Source organism: Mucilaginibacter sp. 320_HR (genome assembly GCF_059691875.1).
This window is the reverse complement of the sequence record NZ_JCAWAI010000003.1, coordinates 118,643-136,393: the sequence shown is the minus strand read 5'-3', so window position 1 is coordinate 136,393 and position 17,751 is coordinate 118,643. Positions and strand designations below refer to the sequence as shown.

16 protein-coding genes are annotated in these 17,751 nt (G+C 45.3%); 11 read left to right on the top strand and 5 right to left on the bottom strand.

Features of this window, described 5'->3' with window-relative positions; genetic code table 11:
• The first annotated feature begins 52 nt into the window (after positions 1-52).
• Positions 53-1,057 carry a phosphotransferase enzyme family protein gene (locus tag AC59GT_RS11200; RefSeq protein WP_497237710.1) on the top strand — a complete coding sequence of 335 codons (1,005 nt, stop codon included), beginning with the start codon at positions 53-55 and terminating at the stop codon, positions 1,055-1,057.
• Here AC59GT_RS11200 and AC59GT_RS11195 read toward each other — a convergent pair.
• On the bottom strand, positions 1,040-1,849 hold the full coding sequence (locus AC59GT_RS11195) for a hypothetical protein (protein ID WP_497237709.1): 810 nt from the start codon (positions 1,847-1,849) through the stop codon (positions 1,040-1,042). The two genes, AC59GT_RS11200 and AC59GT_RS11195, sit on opposite strands and share 18 nt — an antisense overlap.
• A gap of 99 nt (positions 1,850-1,948) precedes the next feature.
• On the opposite strand from AC59GT_RS11195, the gene AC59GT_RS11190 reads away from it, so the two are divergent.
• Genes AC59GT_RS11190 through ispG form a run of 3 tightly spaced genes read left to right on the top strand, consistent with a single transcriptional unit; the run spans position 1,949 to position 5,672 of the window.
• On the top strand, positions 1,949-2,725 hold the full coding sequence (locus tag AC59GT_RS11190; RefSeq protein WP_497237708.1) for an SDR family NAD(P)-dependent oxidoreductase: 777 nt from the start codon (positions 1,949-1,951) through the stop codon (positions 2,723-2,725).
• A 7-nt stretch (positions 2,726-2,732) separates the two neighbouring features.
• On the top strand, positions 2,733-3,590 hold the full coding sequence (locus AC59GT_RS11185) for an NAD(P)-dependent oxidoreductase (RefSeq protein ID WP_497237707.1): 858 nt from the start codon (positions 2,733-2,735) through the stop codon (positions 3,588-3,590).
• A gap of 57 nt (positions 3,591-3,647) precedes the next feature.
• Entirely contained in the window at positions 3,648-5,672 is a 2,025-nt protein-coding gene (gene ispG, locus AC59GT_RS11180) for a (E)-4-hydroxy-3-methylbut-2-enyl-diphosphate synthase (RefSeq protein ID WP_497237706.1), read from the top strand.
• Between the two features lie 60 nt (positions 5,673-5,732).
• On the opposite strand, the gene AC59GT_RS11175 is transcribed toward ispG, so the two are convergent.
• On the bottom strand, positions 5,733-6,026 hold the full coding sequence (locus AC59GT_RS11175) for a hypothetical protein (protein WP_497237705.1): 294 nt from the start codon (positions 6,024-6,026) through the stop codon (positions 5,733-5,735).
• A 236-nt stretch (positions 6,027-6,262) separates the two neighbouring features.
• Between AC59GT_RS11175 and AC59GT_RS11170 the strand changes: the two genes are divergently transcribed.
• Both AC59GT_RS11170 and AC59GT_RS11165 read left to right on the top strand, forming a co-directional pair.
• Positions 6,263-7,402, top strand: coding sequence for a sensor histidine kinase (locus tag AC59GT_RS11170; RefSeq protein ID WP_497237704.1), 1,140 nt, complete (start codon positions 6,263-6,265; stop codon positions 7,400-7,402).
• Complete coding sequence (locus AC59GT_RS11165; protein ID WP_497237703.1) at positions 7,399-8,124, top strand: LytR/AlgR family response regulator transcription factor; 726 nt, start codon at positions 7,399-7,401, stop codon at positions 8,122-8,124. Before AC59GT_RS11170 ends, AC59GT_RS11165 begins: the two co-directional genes overlap by 4 nt.
• Before the next feature lie 32 nt (positions 8,125-8,156).
• Here AC59GT_RS11165 and AC59GT_RS11160 read toward each other — a convergent pair whose 3' ends face one another.
• Positions 8,157-9,383, bottom strand: coding sequence for a multidrug effflux MFS transporter (locus tag AC59GT_RS11160; RefSeq protein ID WP_497237702.1), 1,227 nt, complete (start codon positions 9,381-9,383; stop codon positions 8,157-8,159).
• A 169-nt stretch (positions 9,384-9,552) separates the two neighbouring features.
• Here AC59GT_RS11160 and AC59GT_RS11155 point away from each other — a divergent pair, with 169 nt between their 5' ends.
• The 3 genes from AC59GT_RS11155 (at position 9,553) to AC59GT_RS11145 (ending at position 12,069) form a co-directional block, all read left to right on the top strand.
• Entirely contained in the window at positions 9,553-10,863 is a 1,311-nt protein-coding gene (locus tag AC59GT_RS11155; protein WP_497237701.1) for a GntT/GntP/DsdX family permease, read from the top strand.
• A 2-nt stretch (positions 10,864-10,865) separates the two neighbouring features.
• Positions 10,866-11,666, top strand: a complete 801-nt coding sequence (locus tag AC59GT_RS11150; protein ID WP_497237700.1) for an alpha/beta fold hydrolase — start codon at positions 10,866-10,868, stop codon at positions 11,664-11,666.
• A 94-nt stretch (positions 11,667-11,760) separates the two neighbouring features.
• Complete coding sequence (locus tag AC59GT_RS11145; RefSeq protein ID WP_117383791.1) at positions 11,761-12,069, top strand: YMGG-like glycine zipper-containing protein; 309 nt, start codon at positions 11,761-11,763, stop codon at positions 12,067-12,069.
• A 69-nt stretch (positions 12,070-12,138) separates the two neighbouring features.
• Here the strand turns inward: AC59GT_RS11145 and AC59GT_RS11140 are convergent, their stop codons facing one another.
• Positions 12,139-13,992, bottom strand: a complete 1,854-nt coding sequence (locus tag AC59GT_RS11140) for a PAS domain-containing protein (RefSeq protein ID WP_497237699.1) — start codon at positions 13,990-13,992, stop codon at positions 12,139-12,141.
• 183 nt (positions 13,993-14,175) lie between these two features.
• On the opposite strand from AC59GT_RS11140, the gene AC59GT_RS11135 reads away from it, so the two are divergent.
• Both AC59GT_RS11135 and AC59GT_RS11130 read left to right on the top strand, forming a co-directional pair.
• On the top strand, positions 14,176-14,538 hold the full coding sequence (locus AC59GT_RS11135; RefSeq protein WP_497237698.1) for a response regulator transcription factor: 363 nt from the start codon (positions 14,176-14,178) through the stop codon (positions 14,536-14,538).
• Between the two features lie 30 nt (positions 14,539-14,568).
• Positions 14,569-15,597 carry an alpha/beta fold hydrolase gene (locus AC59GT_RS11130; protein WP_497237697.1) on the top strand — a complete coding sequence of 343 codons (1,029 nt, stop codon included), beginning with the start codon at positions 14,569-14,571 and terminating at the stop codon, positions 15,595-15,597.
• Between the two features lie 62 nt (positions 15,598-15,659).
• On the opposite strand, the gene dnaK is transcribed toward AC59GT_RS11130, so the two are convergent.
• Positions 15,660-17,558 (bottom strand): molecular chaperone DnaK, encoded by a 1,899-nt coding sequence (gene dnaK, locus AC59GT_RS11125; protein ID WP_497237696.1) that lies wholly within the window; start codon positions 17,556-17,558, stop codon positions 15,660-15,662.
• Positions 17,559-17,751: the final 193 nt, after the last annotated feature.

The window sequence follows — 17,751 nt, the reverse complement described above, 5'->3', positions numbered from 1 at the left end:
CCATTGGGGGATTTTGTTTTTTACTACCTTGCGCCCCCTTAAAAAAACTGCCATGGAAACCTTTCCCGTTATTAGCTCTATTCTTTCGGCTACGCATTTAACTGAATTTTTCAAGGACAAATATGCCTTGTCAGCCAGAACTACCTGCAAGTTGCTCAAAGCAGGCATCAATCATACTTACCTGGTAACTGATGGCAATGCTAAACAGATATTCAGGATATATGATCTTAACTGGCGTACCGAACTCGAGATAGCAGAAGAAATAAGGTTGCTGAATTTGCTTAAAGAAGATGGTATAAATGTATCATACCCCATTGCAGATGCTGCTGGTACATATATCCAGCAATTAAACGCTCCTGAGGGAATGCGGCATGGAGTAATGTTCTCTTTTGCTGAAGGTGGCAAGATGCTTAACTTTTCGGCCGATCTGCACTATCATGTTGGTAGTGTTATGGCGCAATTACATAAGCTTACCTGCAATGTACAACTGCAGCGGGTTACCTATACGCCTGATGTTGTGCTTACTGAGCCATTTAACCATCTAAAGAACTTCCTTCCAGATGATAACGCAGATATGTTGTGGTTGAGGTCTGCGCAAAAGTATCTGCTGCAACAAATTGCCGGTGCCGACGATACCTTGATGCGCAAAGGTGCCATTCACCTGGATATTTGGTTTGACAACCTCAACATTACAGAAGATGGCCGGGTGACACTGTTCGACTTTGATTTTTGCGGAAACGGCTGGCAGGCGTATGATGTGGCGTACTACATATTGCAGCTGCACAGTACTGAAAAGGACCCTGCTGAACTGAACGAAAGAAAGAAAAGCTTTTTGGCCGGGTACGAGTCAGTAACCAAACTTACTGATGAAGAGCGGCGGATGCTGCCTGTACTCGGCGTGTCGCTGTATTTCTTTTACCTGGGTGTACAAAGCCGTAGGTACGATAATTATTCCAACGTGTTCTTTAGCGAAGTTTACCTAAGCAGGTTTATCAATCTGCTGGTACGTGAGTTTTTTGAGGATAACGTTTACGCCGGATCACTTAACGCGTACTAAGCTATATTTTAGCTTGCCAATAGTTAGCAGCGTTTGCTTGCTATTGGGTTTTACTTTAAAAAGGCTGAGCGTATTTGCCTTGATCACATAAGCGAAAGTCTGCTCATGGCTGGTAAAAGAATCGAACGTGAGCTGGTCCACATTCTGCATGGTACCATACTTTATATCGGTATCTACCTGGTAGCTTTTTACCCCGGGTAAACCAATCACCTCACCGCTTGGAGTAAACGTTACTTTTTCGTTCTTTTCACCGGTTTTAAGAAGATAATCGCCGGCTAGTAAAGCTTTATTTATCGCGTAATTGATGGCATAACTTACGTTTTCTTCAGGGTTGGTGTTGAATACTTTACGGTATGCGGTTTTATAAAGCACGCCTTTGTATACCTGGTACAACAGGAGCGTAGTGTCGCCGTTTGTAATTGAATAGCCGAGTTCATCTTCACCAAACTTAAGCGTATTCGGGTTTTTCCCGGGATGGATCTTTAGCAATACCTCGCCATTGTTGTGGTTGTCCCAGCTAACGTTTACTAGCATGCTGTCCCCGCGGAGCAGGTTGGTGTCAATACTTATTCCGCTCATTCCGGTTACAAGGTCCACCGATGCCAGTACCGACTTGGTTCTGGCCACTTTATCGATATAGTCGCTTTTAACCCAAACACCCTGGTAAACAGAAGATAGTTTTGCTTTAAGCGATGGGGTAGCAACTGCACCGTTGGTGCTTGCAGGTGCTTTACCACCGCCACAAGAGGCTAGTATAATGGCTGCCAAAAGTAGTAAAGCGGTGTTCCTCATGTCCGGCTAAAATAAGTATTATTGTCAGTAAACAGGCATTTGTAAACACGGCACATCTTTTTTGCTGTTACGTTGTTTAAACGGTAATCATTTAATATTATGGCTAAAATATTCATAACCGGTTCGGCAGATGGCTTAGGCCAAATGGCAGCAAAGTTATTGGTTGGCGAAGGCCACGAGGTCACACTCCATGCGCGCAACAACAAGCGCGGTGACGAAGCAATGGCTGCTGTGCCGGGCGCGGCCGGCGTAATACCTGGCGATCTTTCGAGTATTAAGGAAACTATTAAAGTAGCCGAGCAGGCAAATAAATTAGGTGCCTTTGATGCTGTTATACATAATGCCGGCGTTGGCTACCAGGAACGTAACCGTATAAATACACCGGACGGCTTACCACAGGTATTTGCAGTAAATAGTTTAGCGCCTTACATTCTTACCAGCCTGATGGAGAAACCAGGAAGGCTAATTTACCTGAGCTCGGGGCTGCATCGTGACGGCGACCCTACCCTGAATGACCTTGCCTGGCAGGAGCGGTCATGGAACGGCTACAAGGCGTATTCAGACTCTAAACTGCACGATGTTCTGCTGGCGTTTGCCGTTGCCCGTATATGGCCGGATGTTTACAGTAATGCTTTAGAGCCCGGCTGGGTCCCAACCAAAATGGGCGGGCCAAGTGCACCTGACGACCTGGACAAGGGTGCTGAAACGCAGGCATGGCTTGCAGTAAGCAACGAGCATGACGCTTTGGTGAGCGGCAAATACTTTTATCATAAGAAAATTAAGGCTAACCTGAAAGCCGCCGACGATTTGGATACACAAGACCTGTTCTTATCCAAATGCGCGCACTTTTCGGGTATAAAGTTCCCATCAAAATAATATAACAATGAACACAACACACATCGGCTGGATTGGCCTTGGTTTAATGGGCATACCTATGTCGCAGCAGTTAATACAGGCAGGTTACCGAGTAACAGTTTATAACCGTAATAAGCAAAAAGAAGCAGCTTTGAAAGAACAGGGTGCGCAAACAGCTGGTACCCCTGCAGAACTGATACAGCAAACAGATGTAGTAATCATTATGGTGACAGATGATAAAGCTATAAACGATTTGTTTAACGCGGATGGAGGCTTGTTAAAAGCCGGCGTGAGCGGCAAGGTTATCATCAATATGAGCACGGTTTCTCCTGCTATTAGCAAAGAAATGGCCGCAAAAGCGACGGAGCAGGGTAACCACTATCTGGATGCGCCGGTATCTGGCAGTGTTAAACAAGCGGAGACTGCCCAATTGGTGATCATGGCCGGTGGCGAAGAAACTGTGTTTGAGCAGGTAAAACCCATATTGGAAAAGATGGGCAAAGCTGCCGTGTACTTAGGCCAAACCGGTGCAGGTAATACAGCAAAACTGGCAATAAACACGTTGCTTAGTTTCCACGCGCAGGGTCTTGCAGAAGCAATTTTACTCGCAAAGAACAATGGTATACAACCGGATGTACTGCTTAACTTACTTAACAACGGCGCGCTGGCTAACCCGTTTATGAAGATCAAAGGCGAGGCTATTATTAATGATAACTACGCAGCGGCATTTTCGCTTAACAATATTGTAAAGGACCTTAAACTAGCAAAAGATATAGGTTTAAAAACACCAATGGGCGAGGCTGCCCTCGATACGTTTTCATCTGCTGCAGGGCAGTATGGCGACAATGACCTTATTGCGGTGATGAAGTATTTGGAAGGGCGATAAGGTGCCTGCCTTTCCAACATTATCATTAAATTTGCACCTTATTAATTCCACTCCTGCATGAATGCTGATGCTGTTAAAATGCTGCCGGGTCGTTACTGTAACTCGCTGACCGATTACTCCCGTTTTATTACCCGTGAGGTTTTCATTGGCGATGTGCCTATGGGTGGTAGCAATCCTATCCGCATACAAAGCATGACCACTACCGATACCATGGACACTATTGGTACCGTAGAGCAAACCATCCGGATGGTAAACGCGGGGTGTGAGTACGTCCGCATTACCGCGCCAAGCATTAAAGAGGCCAACAACCTTGCTGAGATAAAGAAACAATTGCGCCAGCGCGGCTATAGTGTGCCCTTGGTAGCAGATATCCATTTTACACCTAACGCCGCCGAAGTAGCCGCGCGCATTGTAGAAAAGGTGCGTGTAAACCCGGGCAACTATGCCGACAAAAAGAAGTTTGACCAGATAGATTATACCGACCTGGAGTACCGGGCCGAACTGGAGCGTATTTACCAGAAGTTTGCGCCTTTAGTAAAGGTGTGTAAAGAGTATGGTACCGCAATGCGCATCGGCACTAACCATGGGTCGTTAAGCGACCGTATCATGAGCCGCTATGGCGATACACCGCAAGGGATGGTAGAAAGCGCCATGGAGTTTATCCGCATGTGCGAAACACTTGGCTATTATAACCTGGTTGTATCCATGAAGAGCAGCAACCCGCAGGTAATGGTACAGGCTTACCGCCTACTGGTGCAAACTATGGTAGCCGAGGGCATGAATTATCCATTGCACCTGGGTGTAACAGAAGCAGGTGACGGTGAAGATGGCCGCATTAAATCTGCCGTGGGAATAGGTACTTTGCTGGAAGATGGCCTTGGTGACACCGTCCGGGTTTCGCTTACCGAAGAACCGGAGGCCGAAGCACCTGTTGCTATTGCATTGGTAGAGAGATACACTAGAAGGAGTCAAGAGTCAAGAGCCAAGAGTCAGGAGTCAGGAACCAGTCAAAACTCAAATGTGACTTTAGACTCTGTACTTCAGACTTCAGACTCATACAATCCCTACGAATACAAAAAGCGTGATACCTACGAAGCCAACGCTTTTATTGGCGGGCACATGGTGCCGAGGGTGGTGATAGATCTGTCTGCTGCTAACCTTAAAGATCCCGCCGTGCTGAATGCAGCCGGGTATCTCTACTCGCCTATACTGGATAAGTATAACATGGCCGAGCAGTCGGTAGATTTTGTTTACCTCGGCGACAGCCTGCCTTCATTCAGTTTGCCGGGTAACTTAAAACAGCTATACAATTACGCTACCTGGCAAAAGTTGGGTAACAAAACGCTTTGCCACCCGGTATTTACCTTAGGCGAGTACGTTGCGGATAACGCGGACCGCACATCGGCGCTTAACCTTGTGCGGATCACCAATGCAGATCTGGATTTGGAAGTTTTTGGATTAATTCCTTTAGATAAGACACTGGTTTTTGTGCTGGAAACAAATGAGTTGCACGGCATGGCCGATCAGCGGCAGTTTCTGCTTAAGTTGCAGGAAATGCAGCTGGATGTACCTGTGATAGTAAAAAGGAGCTACAATTTTGAAAGCCAGGACTTAGAACTTCAAATTCAGGATTTACAGCTATTTGCCTCAACTGATCTGGGCGCATTGCTGGTTGATGGTTTTGGCGACGGCATTTGGATAGATGCTCCACAACTGCTTGCCGGAGTTATTACCTCTACTGCTTTTGGTATACTGCAGGCTACACGTTCGCGTATTTCTAAAACAGAATATATATCATGCCCAAGCTGCGGCCGAACGCTGTTTGATCTGATGATCACTACACAGATGATCCGCAGCCGTACCAGTCACCTTAAGGGATTGAAAATTGGTATTATGGGCTGCATCGTTAATGGTCCCGGCGAAATGGCAGATGCCGACTACGGCTATGTTGGGTCGGGTACTGATAAGATCACGCTCTATCGCGGCAAAGAAGTAGTAAAAAAGAACGTAAATACTGATAATGCACTTGATGAATTGATCGGTATCATCAAGTCCGACGGTAACTGGATAGAGCCAGCTTAAAACAGAACAGGGCGGCCTCGCGCCACCCTTGTCCTCACTTAACGTTGTTACTAAAAGTCTTTATCTGATATTGATTGCAAGTAGTGCCGGCCTGCCTTCTTTGTGACGGTATAGCTCCTCGCATATATTGTTCAGCATTTGCTGTGTTGCCTTCTTTTTTATGTTTACAGGCTTGGTAACCATAGCCGTGTAAATTAGTCTCGAGTTGTCATTATAAAATTTAATTACCTGCAACTTAGGGGTTTCTTTGTTGCTCTCGGCTACCCAAAAGCCGTGTGTAAGGTTGCTGGCTGTTTGCGCCTTGCCGCCAATTGCAGCAAGTATAATAATGGCTGTTGTGATAAATTTTTTCATGGTGTTATTTTAAACAATGACCGAAAGTATACCGCAGTTTTAGTTGTTAGTAATACCATAGCTACACGGTAAGTTATTGGATGCAAACTGTCACTAAATACAGGCAGGCAACGTCTGTATGTTTAAACGACGCATTTATCATTCTGAGGATGCTGTTGGTCGCATAAACAATGCTGTTGGTCGCACAATGTTAAGGCACTCATCCTCATGACGATACTATGCGTTATTTTAGCATTATGAAAAATGGTGTAGGCTCGTTTGCACTGCCGGATATTAAACTACCCCGTGTGGCGCAGCATGTAATTTTCTGGCTTATCGTATCGCTGGCACTCACTACTGTTTATTCCGTACAGATAGATTTTGTGACTTCTCTGCGAAACAATGCGTTTTACATGCCGGTACAGTTTGCTTATTATTATACGCTTGCCTACTGGCTTATCCCACGGTTTTTATTTACCGGGCGTTATCTGCTCTTTGCTTTATTGCTACCTGTTATAGTGGCAATATTTGTACTGTTGAGCCGAACTGTTGGCGTGCTATTCGTGATCCCCTACCTGATTGAACATTTTCACATCACCGATCAGGATTATCTCAAGCATAATCAGGGCCCCTTTCTTTATAAGTTGTTACAAAGTGTTTACCTGGTCAATACGCTAAAAGGCACCAACCTGGTAATTGGCTTTGTGCTGGCCATAAAGCTATTTAAAATGTGGAACGAGCGTAAACGTGCCGCCTTAGAGGCTGAGCTGACCGCCCTGAAAGGTCAGGTACACCCGCATTTTTTATTCAATACGCTTAATAACTTATATGCCCTGAGCCTGAACCAGTCCCCAAGGTCGCCGCAATTAATTTTAGGTTTGTCGGACATTCTTCGTTATATGCTTTACGAGTGCAATACCGATGAAGTGCTGTTGGAAAAGGAAGTATTTATGATGCAGCAGTATGTAAAGCTGGAAAAACTGCGGTATGAGGACCGAATCGATATCAGCTTTAATATATCCGGAGATCTGCAACATAAGCTTGTAGCTCCGCTGATGATACTGCCGTTTATAGAGAATGCTTTTAAACATGGTGCAAGCAAACAAACCGGCGACAGTTGGATCCATATAGACATAAACGTGCGCGACGGCTTTTTTAAACTTAAAGTAGCTAATAGTAATCCGGGTAACAACGCCGGACAGAATAGTAGCGAAGCAGGGCACATCGGCCTGAAAAATGTAACCAAGCGGCTTGACCTGCTTTATCCGGGCGCATATAATTTGAAGATCATGGACGAGGACGACACCTTTTTGGTGGTACTCGCGCTTAAACTAAAGGTGCTGGCACATTCCGCTGTTGCAGTACAGCAGCCCGTGTCTCAATTAGCAACAGCATGAGATTACGAGTGTTAATTGTTGACGATGAGCCGCACGCCATTAGCGTACTGGAAAACTACCTGGCAAACTTCGCAGGGATGGAGATAGTAGGCAAGTGCAACAATGCGATACAAGCCTTTCAATTTCTGCAGCAGAAAGGGGTTGACCTGATGTTCCTGGATATAGAAATGCCGGGCATGAAAGGGACTGAGTTGCTTAAGAGCCTTAAGCATCCGCCGAAAGTGATTTTTACTACCGCTTACAGCGAATACGCGCTAGAGGGGTTTGAATTAAATGCGGTAGATTACCTGTTAAAACCAATCTCTTTAGAACGTTTTCTGCGTGCTATTGACAAGATATACCAGTTGCCTGCAGCCAAAGGGTTGCCCCAGTTAACGCATGAAGCCCCGGTGAGCGACGCGGCATCATACATTTATTTAAAGGTAGACCGCCGCACTGTCAAAATAAACATTGCAGATATTCTATGGATAGAAAGCCTGCGCGATTACGTAAAAGTTGTAGTTGTCGATCAGGTGTATATAAGCCGGCAAAAAATAAGCCTGCTGGAAGAAATGCTGCCCGAACACAAATTCGTCCGCATCCATAGGTCGTTTATTGTGGCCATCGCTAAAATAAATTCCTTCTATTCATTCAGTATTGATGTAGGTGGGCATGAACTGCCTATTGGCCGTAATTACAAGTTGGAGGTTCAAAAGAAGTTGAAGCAGCTTGCCACAACTTAACAGCCGACATTATAAGTATTATAAAGAATTAATCAATGCGCTGCTATCGCTGCGCCCTCCTTTACTTCCACTTTTTCTTTAATGTTCCTGCGGCCTGATACCAAAACTACAAAGGCGAGTGCCGATGCCACCAGCATAGTAGCCGCCATTGGTACGGCAGATTTAGAAACAAATAAGCTAATACCAATAGAAACCGCCGAGCCAACAGCCATTTGAAAAGCGCCAGTGAGTGATGATGCCACGCCAGCGTTGTGCTCAAAGGGCGCCAGTGCTAAAGCGGTAGTGTTTGGGAACATTAGCCCGACGCAGCAAAGCACAAGATAAATCATCAGGATGGTACCAACTAAACCAAGCCAGCCCTGCATAGAGCCTATTAAGAAAACAGCCGCAAAAAATATCATGGCTATTAATGCACCATTAACAATCTGCTCGCTTTTGTAGCGCTTCATAAGTAAGTTGTTTAACTGACTTGAACCAATAAAGCCCGTAGAAAGCAGGGCAAATATCCACCCGTAAGCTTTACTGCTTACTTTAAAAACTTCCATAAATACAATTGGAGAGGATGATATATAAGCGAATAATCCTGAGAATCCGATAGCACCGCACAACGAGTAAGTATAAAACTGCGGCGTTTTAAGTACTCCCCAAAAGCTACCGAGTATAGGCCCGGGAGCCAGCGAATAAGTTGGATCTGGTTTGTAGCTTTCTGGCAGGAACAATAAAACGGCAATCAAAATCAAAATTGAAATAACAGCCAGTATCAGGAAAATGAGCTGCCATCCAAGCTCGGCACTAATATAACCGCCGACAGTGGGAGCTATCAACGGGGATACGCTTAAAACGAGTACCAGTTTCGAGAATACATTAGCGCTCTCCTTTACCGGAAACAAGTCTCGCACCATAGCCATTGATGTTACCGTTGCCGAACAGGCACCTATGGCCTGTATAAAACGCATAGCTATAAGCAACTCGATACTTTTAGCGAAGTAGCACCCCGCAGAAGCAACAATGTAGAGCACTAACCCGCAGTATAAAGGCAGCTTGCGGCCAAACCGATCCAGTAACGGGCCATAAAGTAATTGCCCGGCAGAAATACCAATTAAAAAGCTGGATAGGGAAAGCGCTACTTGCTCGGTACTGGTATTCAGAGACTTTGCAATCGCGCCGAAGCCCGGCAGGTACATATCAATGGAGAAAGGTGCTAAGGCAGTAAGCGAACCCAGTATAAGAATCAGGAAGAAGTAGCGTTGCTTGGTCATTTCGGCTGCAAAGAACGGCGTTTGCCTGCACTCCTGATAGTGCAATTGAAAATATTACCTTGTGCTAACCTGCTTATTATTATCGCCGGCGATACCACTTTACATAAATGTTGCTACTTTAGGTGCACCATAGGGCCGCAAGCTCATTTAAATCTATCAATACACAACAATGCTGGTTATATTCTTTTGCATCATATTCCTGATACTGCTGGTAAGCTGGGCAAAGGTGAACCCTTTTCTGGCGTTCCTGATCGTTTCGATAGTGGCGGGCCTTTGTTTAGGTATTCCACTCAATAAAATAAACGCGTCGGTACAGAAAGGCCTTGGGGATACGCTTGGCTCTTTGGCGATAATTATATGCCTTGGTGCCATGCTGGGCAAATTGGTAGCAACAAGCGGTGCTGCGCAAAAAATAGCGGGTACTCTTGTAAATGCTTTTGGTGTAAAGCATATACAGTTGGCATTGGTGGTTGTAGGCTTTATTGTAGGCATCCCATTGTTTTATAATACAGGCTTTGTGCTAATGGTACCGCTTATATTTTCGGTGGTTTATAAGTACAAGCTGCCCGCTGTATACATCGGTTTGCCAATGCTTTCCGCATTATCTGTAACGCACGGGTTCCTGCCACCGCATCCTTCGCCAACAACACTGGTTGGCATTTTCCATGCAGACATGGGTACTACACTGCTTTACGGTCTTATCCTGGCTATTCCGGCAATTATATTGGCAGGGCCTGTGTTTGCCCAAACGCTAAAAAAAATACCCTCTTCACCACTACAGACGTTCAGGAGCGAAGATCTACCGGACAGCCAGCTACCGGGTGCAGCCAACAGCTTTTTAGCAGCATTGCTGCCTGTAATCTTATTAATGTCGGGCGCGTTTTACCTTAACAGTCATAAACAGCCCGGTATGCTGCACGATGTGATCGGATTTTTTGCTGATGCGCCTACAGTAATGCTGATATCACTTATTTTTGGCACCATCACGCTGGGGCTTATGCAGAATAAAAGCATGAAGTACCTTGCGAATATTTACGGCGACGCGGTAAAAGATATCTCCCTAATATTGCTGGTTATAGCCGGTGCAGGTGCTTTCAAAGAGGTGTTGCTTGAAAGCGGAGTAGATAAGCAGATCACCGGCGTGCTGCAGCAATCGCACATGCACCCATTAGTACTGGGCTGGCTATTGGCCGCAGTTATACGTATAAGCTTAGGCTCAGCAACTGTAGCCGGCCTTACAGCGGCAGGTATCATGTCCAGCATGGTACTGCATAATCCAGGTATTAATCCAAACCTTATGGTATTGTCTATCGGGGCAGGAAGCCTGGTACTATCACATGTTAATGATGGCGGTTTTTGGATGTTTAAAGAATACTTTAACTTATCCATAAAAGATACATTTCGTTCATGGTCGGTTATGGAAACACTTGTGGCTCTGATCGGTCTCGGCGGCGTATTAATACTCGATTTATTTGTATAAAAATGATAAAGACTTTTTACTCACTGGTGTTGCTGGCTGTTACCAGCATAAAGGCGTTTGCACAAGCACCTGCCGAAGGTGCTTACTACACATCGTTTGATGGAACCAGGATCTATTACGAGGTAAAAGGGGAAGGATTCCCGGTGGTGATGCTGCATGGTTTTACCAACAATGCACAAAGCTGGAAGAACGGACTACTCTACGGAAATCTATTAAAGGAAGGATTTAAAGTCATTCTGCTGGATATGCGAGGTAATGGCCGGTCAGACAAGCCGCATACGGATGCAGGCTATTTGCATGATGCAGAAGCTAAAGACGTAATAGGCTTGGTAACTAGCCTGGGCATCAAATCGTACGATGTAGTGGGTTATTCGCGCGGATCTATAATTACTTCCCGCGTGATGGTGCTGGATAAGCGTGTTCATAAAGCCGTAATGGGCGGTATGGGTGCCGACTATACCAATCCTAACTGGCAGCGACGCATACATGCATGGAAAGCACTGGAGGGTGATACCACCCTGCATGATGTTGACGACATGATGGTGTGGATACACAAGAACAACTTTGATAATGTTGCTTTGGCATTGCAGCAAAAGTGGCAGCCAAGCACCAGCCCTAAAGAACTTTCAAAGTTAAAAATACCTGTGTTGCTGATAGATGGAACCGAGGATAAAACCAACGGTGATGAAACTGTATTGCAGAAGCTTATACCAAATTCTAAGCTGGTGCATGTACCTGGTGATCACAATAGTGCAGGGAAAACTATACAGTTTTCTGATACTATAATCTCCTTTTTGAAATAAAGTATTAAACTATCCGCGTTTTTGAGGCTCTTATAGTGGTATAAGCTTTACGGCTTAAGATTTGTATAAGTAGTAAACATTAGAAATTATCACTATGAAAAAGATCCTGATATATGGCGGACTTGTTATGGCATTAACAACTTCCATAAATTTAAAAGCCGACGCGCAAATAAGTAAACAAGGTAAAGGTGCCATTATAGGTGGTGCCGGTGGCGCTGTAGCGGGTGGCTTAATTGGCCATGGCGTAAAAGGCGCAGTAATTGGTGGTGCATTAGGTGCAGGCGGCGGTTATATTATTGGTAACGAAGCGCGCAAACGTGAAGAGAAGAGAAAGCGTGCTGCTTACCTGGAACGCCGCAGGGCATGGAAAAGAGCACATCCTGGTAAGGCATATCCTTATTAATCAATAAAGGTACTATAAGAAAGCCGCGGCATTGTCCGCGGTTTTTTTGTTTATAACATTTGAGGAGCGCTAATTAACCGGGAGTGTAAAATAAAATCTTGAACCTTTACCCTCAACGCTTTCAACTCCTATAGTGCCGTTGTGGAGTTCAATAATTTCTGCAGACAGGTACAATCCTATCCCAAAGCCAGAGAACCCTTTGGTACTCTCATCCTCTACGCGGTAAAATCGCTGAAATATATATTGCTGGTCTACTGTTTTTATGCCAATACCTTTATCATATACGTCTACCCGCACCTGGCTGTCAAGCCTAGTTACCGTTGTTGTCACCTCAGTTTCCTTTGGTGAATATTTAATAGCGTTGCCAATTAGGTTATTTACCACCTGGCTTATTTTCTCTGGATCGGCATGTACCATTAAAGGTTCTCCCGGTTCAAACGTAATATGATGGCTTTGGGCAATAGGCCGGTTTTCAGCACAAACTTCCTCAACTACCTGTACCAGATCAAAGTCTTGCTTTTGCAACCGTAGTTTACCTGCTTCCAGTTTAGATAGGTCCAGAAAGCCATAGATTAAGTTGGTCATCCTGTTTATCTGGCTTTCTGCTTTTTTCAGCGCATTGATAAAAAAGCTATCGCCCGTGCGTGACGAAGCAGCCAGTAATAGCTGTATGTAGGCCTTTAAAGATGTAAGCGGCGTTTTAAGCTCATGACTGGCCATCGCGATAAAATCGTTTTTGCGTATTTCGTTACGTTTGTTCTCGGTAATATCCAGTACAGTTCCAATAAATCTAACCGGCACATCGTGTTCGTTAAAGTATACTTTTCCTTTAGCCCTTATCCAGCGCAGCCGGTTGTCTTTGGCAATGGTCCTGTACTCAACGTCGTAGTCACCGTTGGTGAGTTCACGCTCAAACGCACGGTTCACTGCCTGGTCAGTTTTCTCCCGGTCGTCAGGATGTAGCCCTTTCAAAAAAGCATTGTCGTAAGTTACCGGTACATCCTCGTTAAGGCCGAATAGCTCACGGCAACGCTTATCCCATACCATGCTGCCATTTACCAGGTCCATATCAAAGGTGCCCAGTTCTGCCGATTGTATGGCTAACCTCAGCGTTTCTTCATTTTTGGTAAGTTCGTTAAGTATGTGCTTTTGTTCGGTAATATCCATTAAGGTACCCAGCATACGCACAGGCACATTAGTGTCGCTATATAAAATTTTACCGGTGGTGCGTATCCAGTGTATAGTTGAGTCGGGCCAAACTACCCGTGCCTCGTAAAAATACAAGCCTGTTTGCAGTGCTGTATCAAAGGCCTTTATTACTATCGGCAAATCGGCAGGGATTATCATGTTCCGTAGCTCCTGATGGCTCACGGTTTCTTTACTGCTTAATCCAAATATTTCTGCCAGTCGTGGGGAGTGGATAATGGTTCCGCTTTGCAGGTCCAGGTCAAACGTGCCTAAACCGGTTGCTTCGGTGGCAAGGCGTAAGCGTTCTTCTGCGTCTTCGAGTTTTTTACGGGCATAAACCTGCTCGCTTACATCGGTGGCCGTCACCATTATGCCAGTGATCAGTTCTGCAGTGTCTCTTACGGGTTGATAAACAAAATTGAAGTAAAGCAAGGTCAGCTTTCCCTCTCTGGTGAGGTTTACCTCGGCTTCGTAACCGTAATATGCCTCACCGGTGCGGTAAACATTGCTTAAAAGCCCAAGGTAGGGCTGGCCAACTATTTCTGGTAGCCCGACAGCAAGTGGCAACCCTATAACGCTTTCGTCTTTATCCCAAATGGTAAGCAACGCTGCGTTAGCCGACTGAATGACAAAGTCTTCCCCTGTTAACACCCCAATAGCAACAGGTGACTGGGCAATAAGCTGCTGAAAGCTATGCCTGTCAAAATTGACGGCGGAATTAGGGTTTTGCTGCACAGTTTAAATTATAACAATAATAATACAAATTCCTGGGAAAAATGGGGTGCTTATATTTATTATTTTAAAATATTGTGGTATTTTTGCCGAGCAATTCAATAGTACCCAAGCCCTGTCCCTTCTTCTAATTTTTTTGTTTATTTGTATATAGTTTTTCTTTTCGGCTTTAGGTAGTTATTATTTATGGTTAAACGTATTTTGGTGCTGGATGATAACCAGGACATACTCGATATAGTGCATGAAACCCTCACTTACGAAAATTTTGAGGTTAAAAGTGTAAGCGAGGGGGACGATGTAATGCCACTTGTAGAGGAGTTTGCACCGGACCTGGTGATACTTGATTACCGTGTTGCTGGTACCAACGGCGGCGAAATTTGCCGCAACATTAAAACCAACCCTAAATACAGCAATGTGCCGGTTATCCTGTTTTCAGCATACATTAACCGTAATGCCGAACTGATGGCTTATGGCTGCGATGCGGTAATAAGCAAACCCTTTGACCTAAGCGAACTTGTTGAAAAAGTAAACGCATTGATAAACTCCTGAAACCAAATACGGATAAGCGCCTGTTTATTGATGATCTGCAGATACTTATCGATAATCCTCTTCTTCTCACTGTTTTACAATAGTATTGCTGCAGCTCAGCCGCAATACACCACTACCGATTATTTTGTACAGAACGCCAGTTTGCAGCTGCAGGTGCGTAAAGTTACCGAGAACTTGTACTCGTCTCGCAGGAAGATACCTTTACTGCTGGTACATGGCGGCACCGGTGCGCTTACATCCTTTGATTTGGATTTAGCTGATGCTTCGTTCGCGCAATCACTTGCTGATGCAGGCTTTACCGTTTACCTGATGAACATACGCGGCTGGGAGCGTTCTACAGCACCTGTATACGATCTTGCGGATACCAGCCTTGTAGCGGGTTCCTGCGAGGAAGCGGCGGCCGACATTGACGCTGTGGTAACCTCTATACTGAAGGATACACCTCAAAGTAAGGTAAATCTCTTCGGCTGGGCAGCAGGCGGGCATTGGGCTTCATACTATGCTACTTTGCATCCGGAAAAGATATCACACCTTATTGTTTTGAACAGTTTGTACGGAGTTAAGGCGCCCTGGAGCTTTAACGAGGCCTTTGCCGACTCTACCGATCCATTAAAGTTTAACAACAGCATACCTGCCATGCGGCAGTCAAATGAGCAGGCAATGCTAAACGTTTGGAAAACCGAAGCGGAAAGCGGCGCGACTACACCCACCGATTCAGTTATAATAAAGACCTTTGCCAGCCGTGCGGTGAGCTTTAACAGCGAACACTTGCTTAAGGTACCCGGCGGCTTCCGTAGAGAAAGCTTTTATATGGCTAATGGGCGTAAATATTGGGATGCAAAGGACATCAGCGTACCAACGCTTCTTATCCGCGGGGAGTATGACTTTTGGTCGAGGCCGATAGATATTGATACTTATTTCAGTGAGCTGCCGTCCGGCATAGCTAAAAAGAAAGTTGTTATACCAGGCGCCGGGCATTTCGTGTTCCTGGATGTTAACGGTTCCGGTCGACGAACGCTGGTTATTGTCATTAATAATTTTATCAAGAAGAACTTATAAGCACATAAAAAAGCCGCTCCGGATACCGGAGCGGCTTTTTGTTGATATATGGAGTTCGCAGATTATTTAACTTCTTCGAAGTCAACATCTGTTACGTTATCTGCTCCTTCGCCCTGTGGTTGCTGACCTGCATCACCTTGTGGCTGCTGGCCTGCTTCTGCGGTTGCCTTGTACATATCTTCGCTTGCAGCAGTCCATGCGGTGTTCAATTCAGCTTGTGCTGTTTCTATTTCTGCAAGGTTTTTAGCGCTGTAAGCAGCTTTTAATTTTTCAAGGCCCGACTCGATAGGTGCTTTTTTGTCAGCAGGTATCTTGTCACCATACTCTTTCAGCTGTTTTTCAGTGCTGAAGATCAGGGCGTCAGCAGAGTTCAGTTTCTCAACTTCCTCTTTAGCCCTTTTGTCGGCATCAGCGTTAGCTTCAGCTTCGTCCTTCATTTTCTTGATCTCGGCATCAGTTAAGCCCGAAGAAGCTTCGATACGGATCTTCTGCTCTTTACCGGTTGCTTTATCCTTAGCAGATACATGCAATATACCGTTAGCGTCAATGTCGAAGGTAACCTCGATCTGTGGTACGCCGCGAGGTGCCGGTGGTATACCGTCCAAGTGGAAACGGCCTATGGTACGGTTGCCCGATGCCATTGGGCGCTCGCCCTGTAATATGTGGATCTCTACAGATGGCTGGCTGTCGCTGGCAGTAGAGAAAGTTTCTGATTTCTTGGTAGGGATAGTAGTGTTAGACTCGATCAGTTTGGTCATTACACCGCCCATGGTTTCGATACCTAATGATAGCGGGGTAACGTCTAACAATAACACGTCCTTAACTTCACCGGTAAACACACCACCCTGTATAGCAGCACCAATAGCTACCACTTCGTCAGGGTTAACACCTTTTGATGGTGCTTTGCCAAAGAATTTCTGTACAGCATCCTGTATAGCAGGGATACGGGTAGAACCACCCACCAAAATAACTTCGTCGATATCTGAAGTGCTGTAACCGGCGTTTTTCAACGCGGTACGGCAAGGCTCAATAGTACGTTTGATCAGGCTGTCGGCCAGTTGCTCAAATTTAGCACGGCTTAAAGTTTTTACCAAGTGCTTAGGGCCTTCGGCACCAGCGCTGATGTATGGCAGGTTGATCTCTGTTTGGGTAGAGCTTGATAACTCAATTTTCGCTTTTTCAGCAGACTCTTTCAAACGTTGTAAAGCCATTGGGTCTTTACGCAGGTCAATACCTTCGTCGTTCTTAAACTCATCTGCCAGCCAGTCAATAATTACCTGGTCAAAGTCGTCGCCACCTAAGTGAGTATCACCATCGGTAGATTTTACTTCAAACACGCCATCGCCAAGTTCCAGTACAGATACGTCATGTGTACCACCACCGCAGTCAAACACGGCAATTTTCATGTCCTTGTGCGCTTTGTCCAAACCGTAGGCAAGGGCAGCAGCAGTAGGCTCGTTTATGATACGGCGTACTTTAAGGCCAGCAATTTCACCGGCTTCCTTAGTTGCCTGGCGCTGTGCATCGTTAAAGTAGGCAGGCACGGTAATAACCGCTTCTGTTACTTCGGTACCTAAAAAGTCTTCGGCAGTCTTTTTCATCTTTTGCAGGATCATGGCCGAAATTTCCTGCGGAGTATATTTGCGGTCGCCAATTTCAACACGCGGGGTGTTGTTATCGCCTTTTACCACATTGTAAGGTACACGCTCAGCTTCTTTAAGAACCTCGTTGTATTGGTTCCCCATAAAGCGTTTTACCGAATAGATAGTTTTGGTTGGGTTGGTGATAGCCTGGCGTTTTGCCGGATCGCCAACTTTACGTTCGCCATCGTTAACAAAAGCTACTACTGACGGCGTAGTACGTTTACCTTCGCTGTTTGCTATAACTACAGGCTCATTACCCTCCATTACAGCAACGCAGGAGTTGGTTGTTCCTAAGTCGATTCCAATTATTTTAGACATATGATATGATTGATTTATTAGTAATTAAAGTTTTGCTTACAACCCTATTTAACAAGGGTTGTGCCAATATGTATTTGGCAGTAAAATGGGGTTTGGCGTGGCAGATAACGACCAATGCGGCAGGGGTGATTACTTTGTGGTGACAGGTTGGCAGAATGCAAGACCGATATTAAGCCAACAACATCCTGATAGC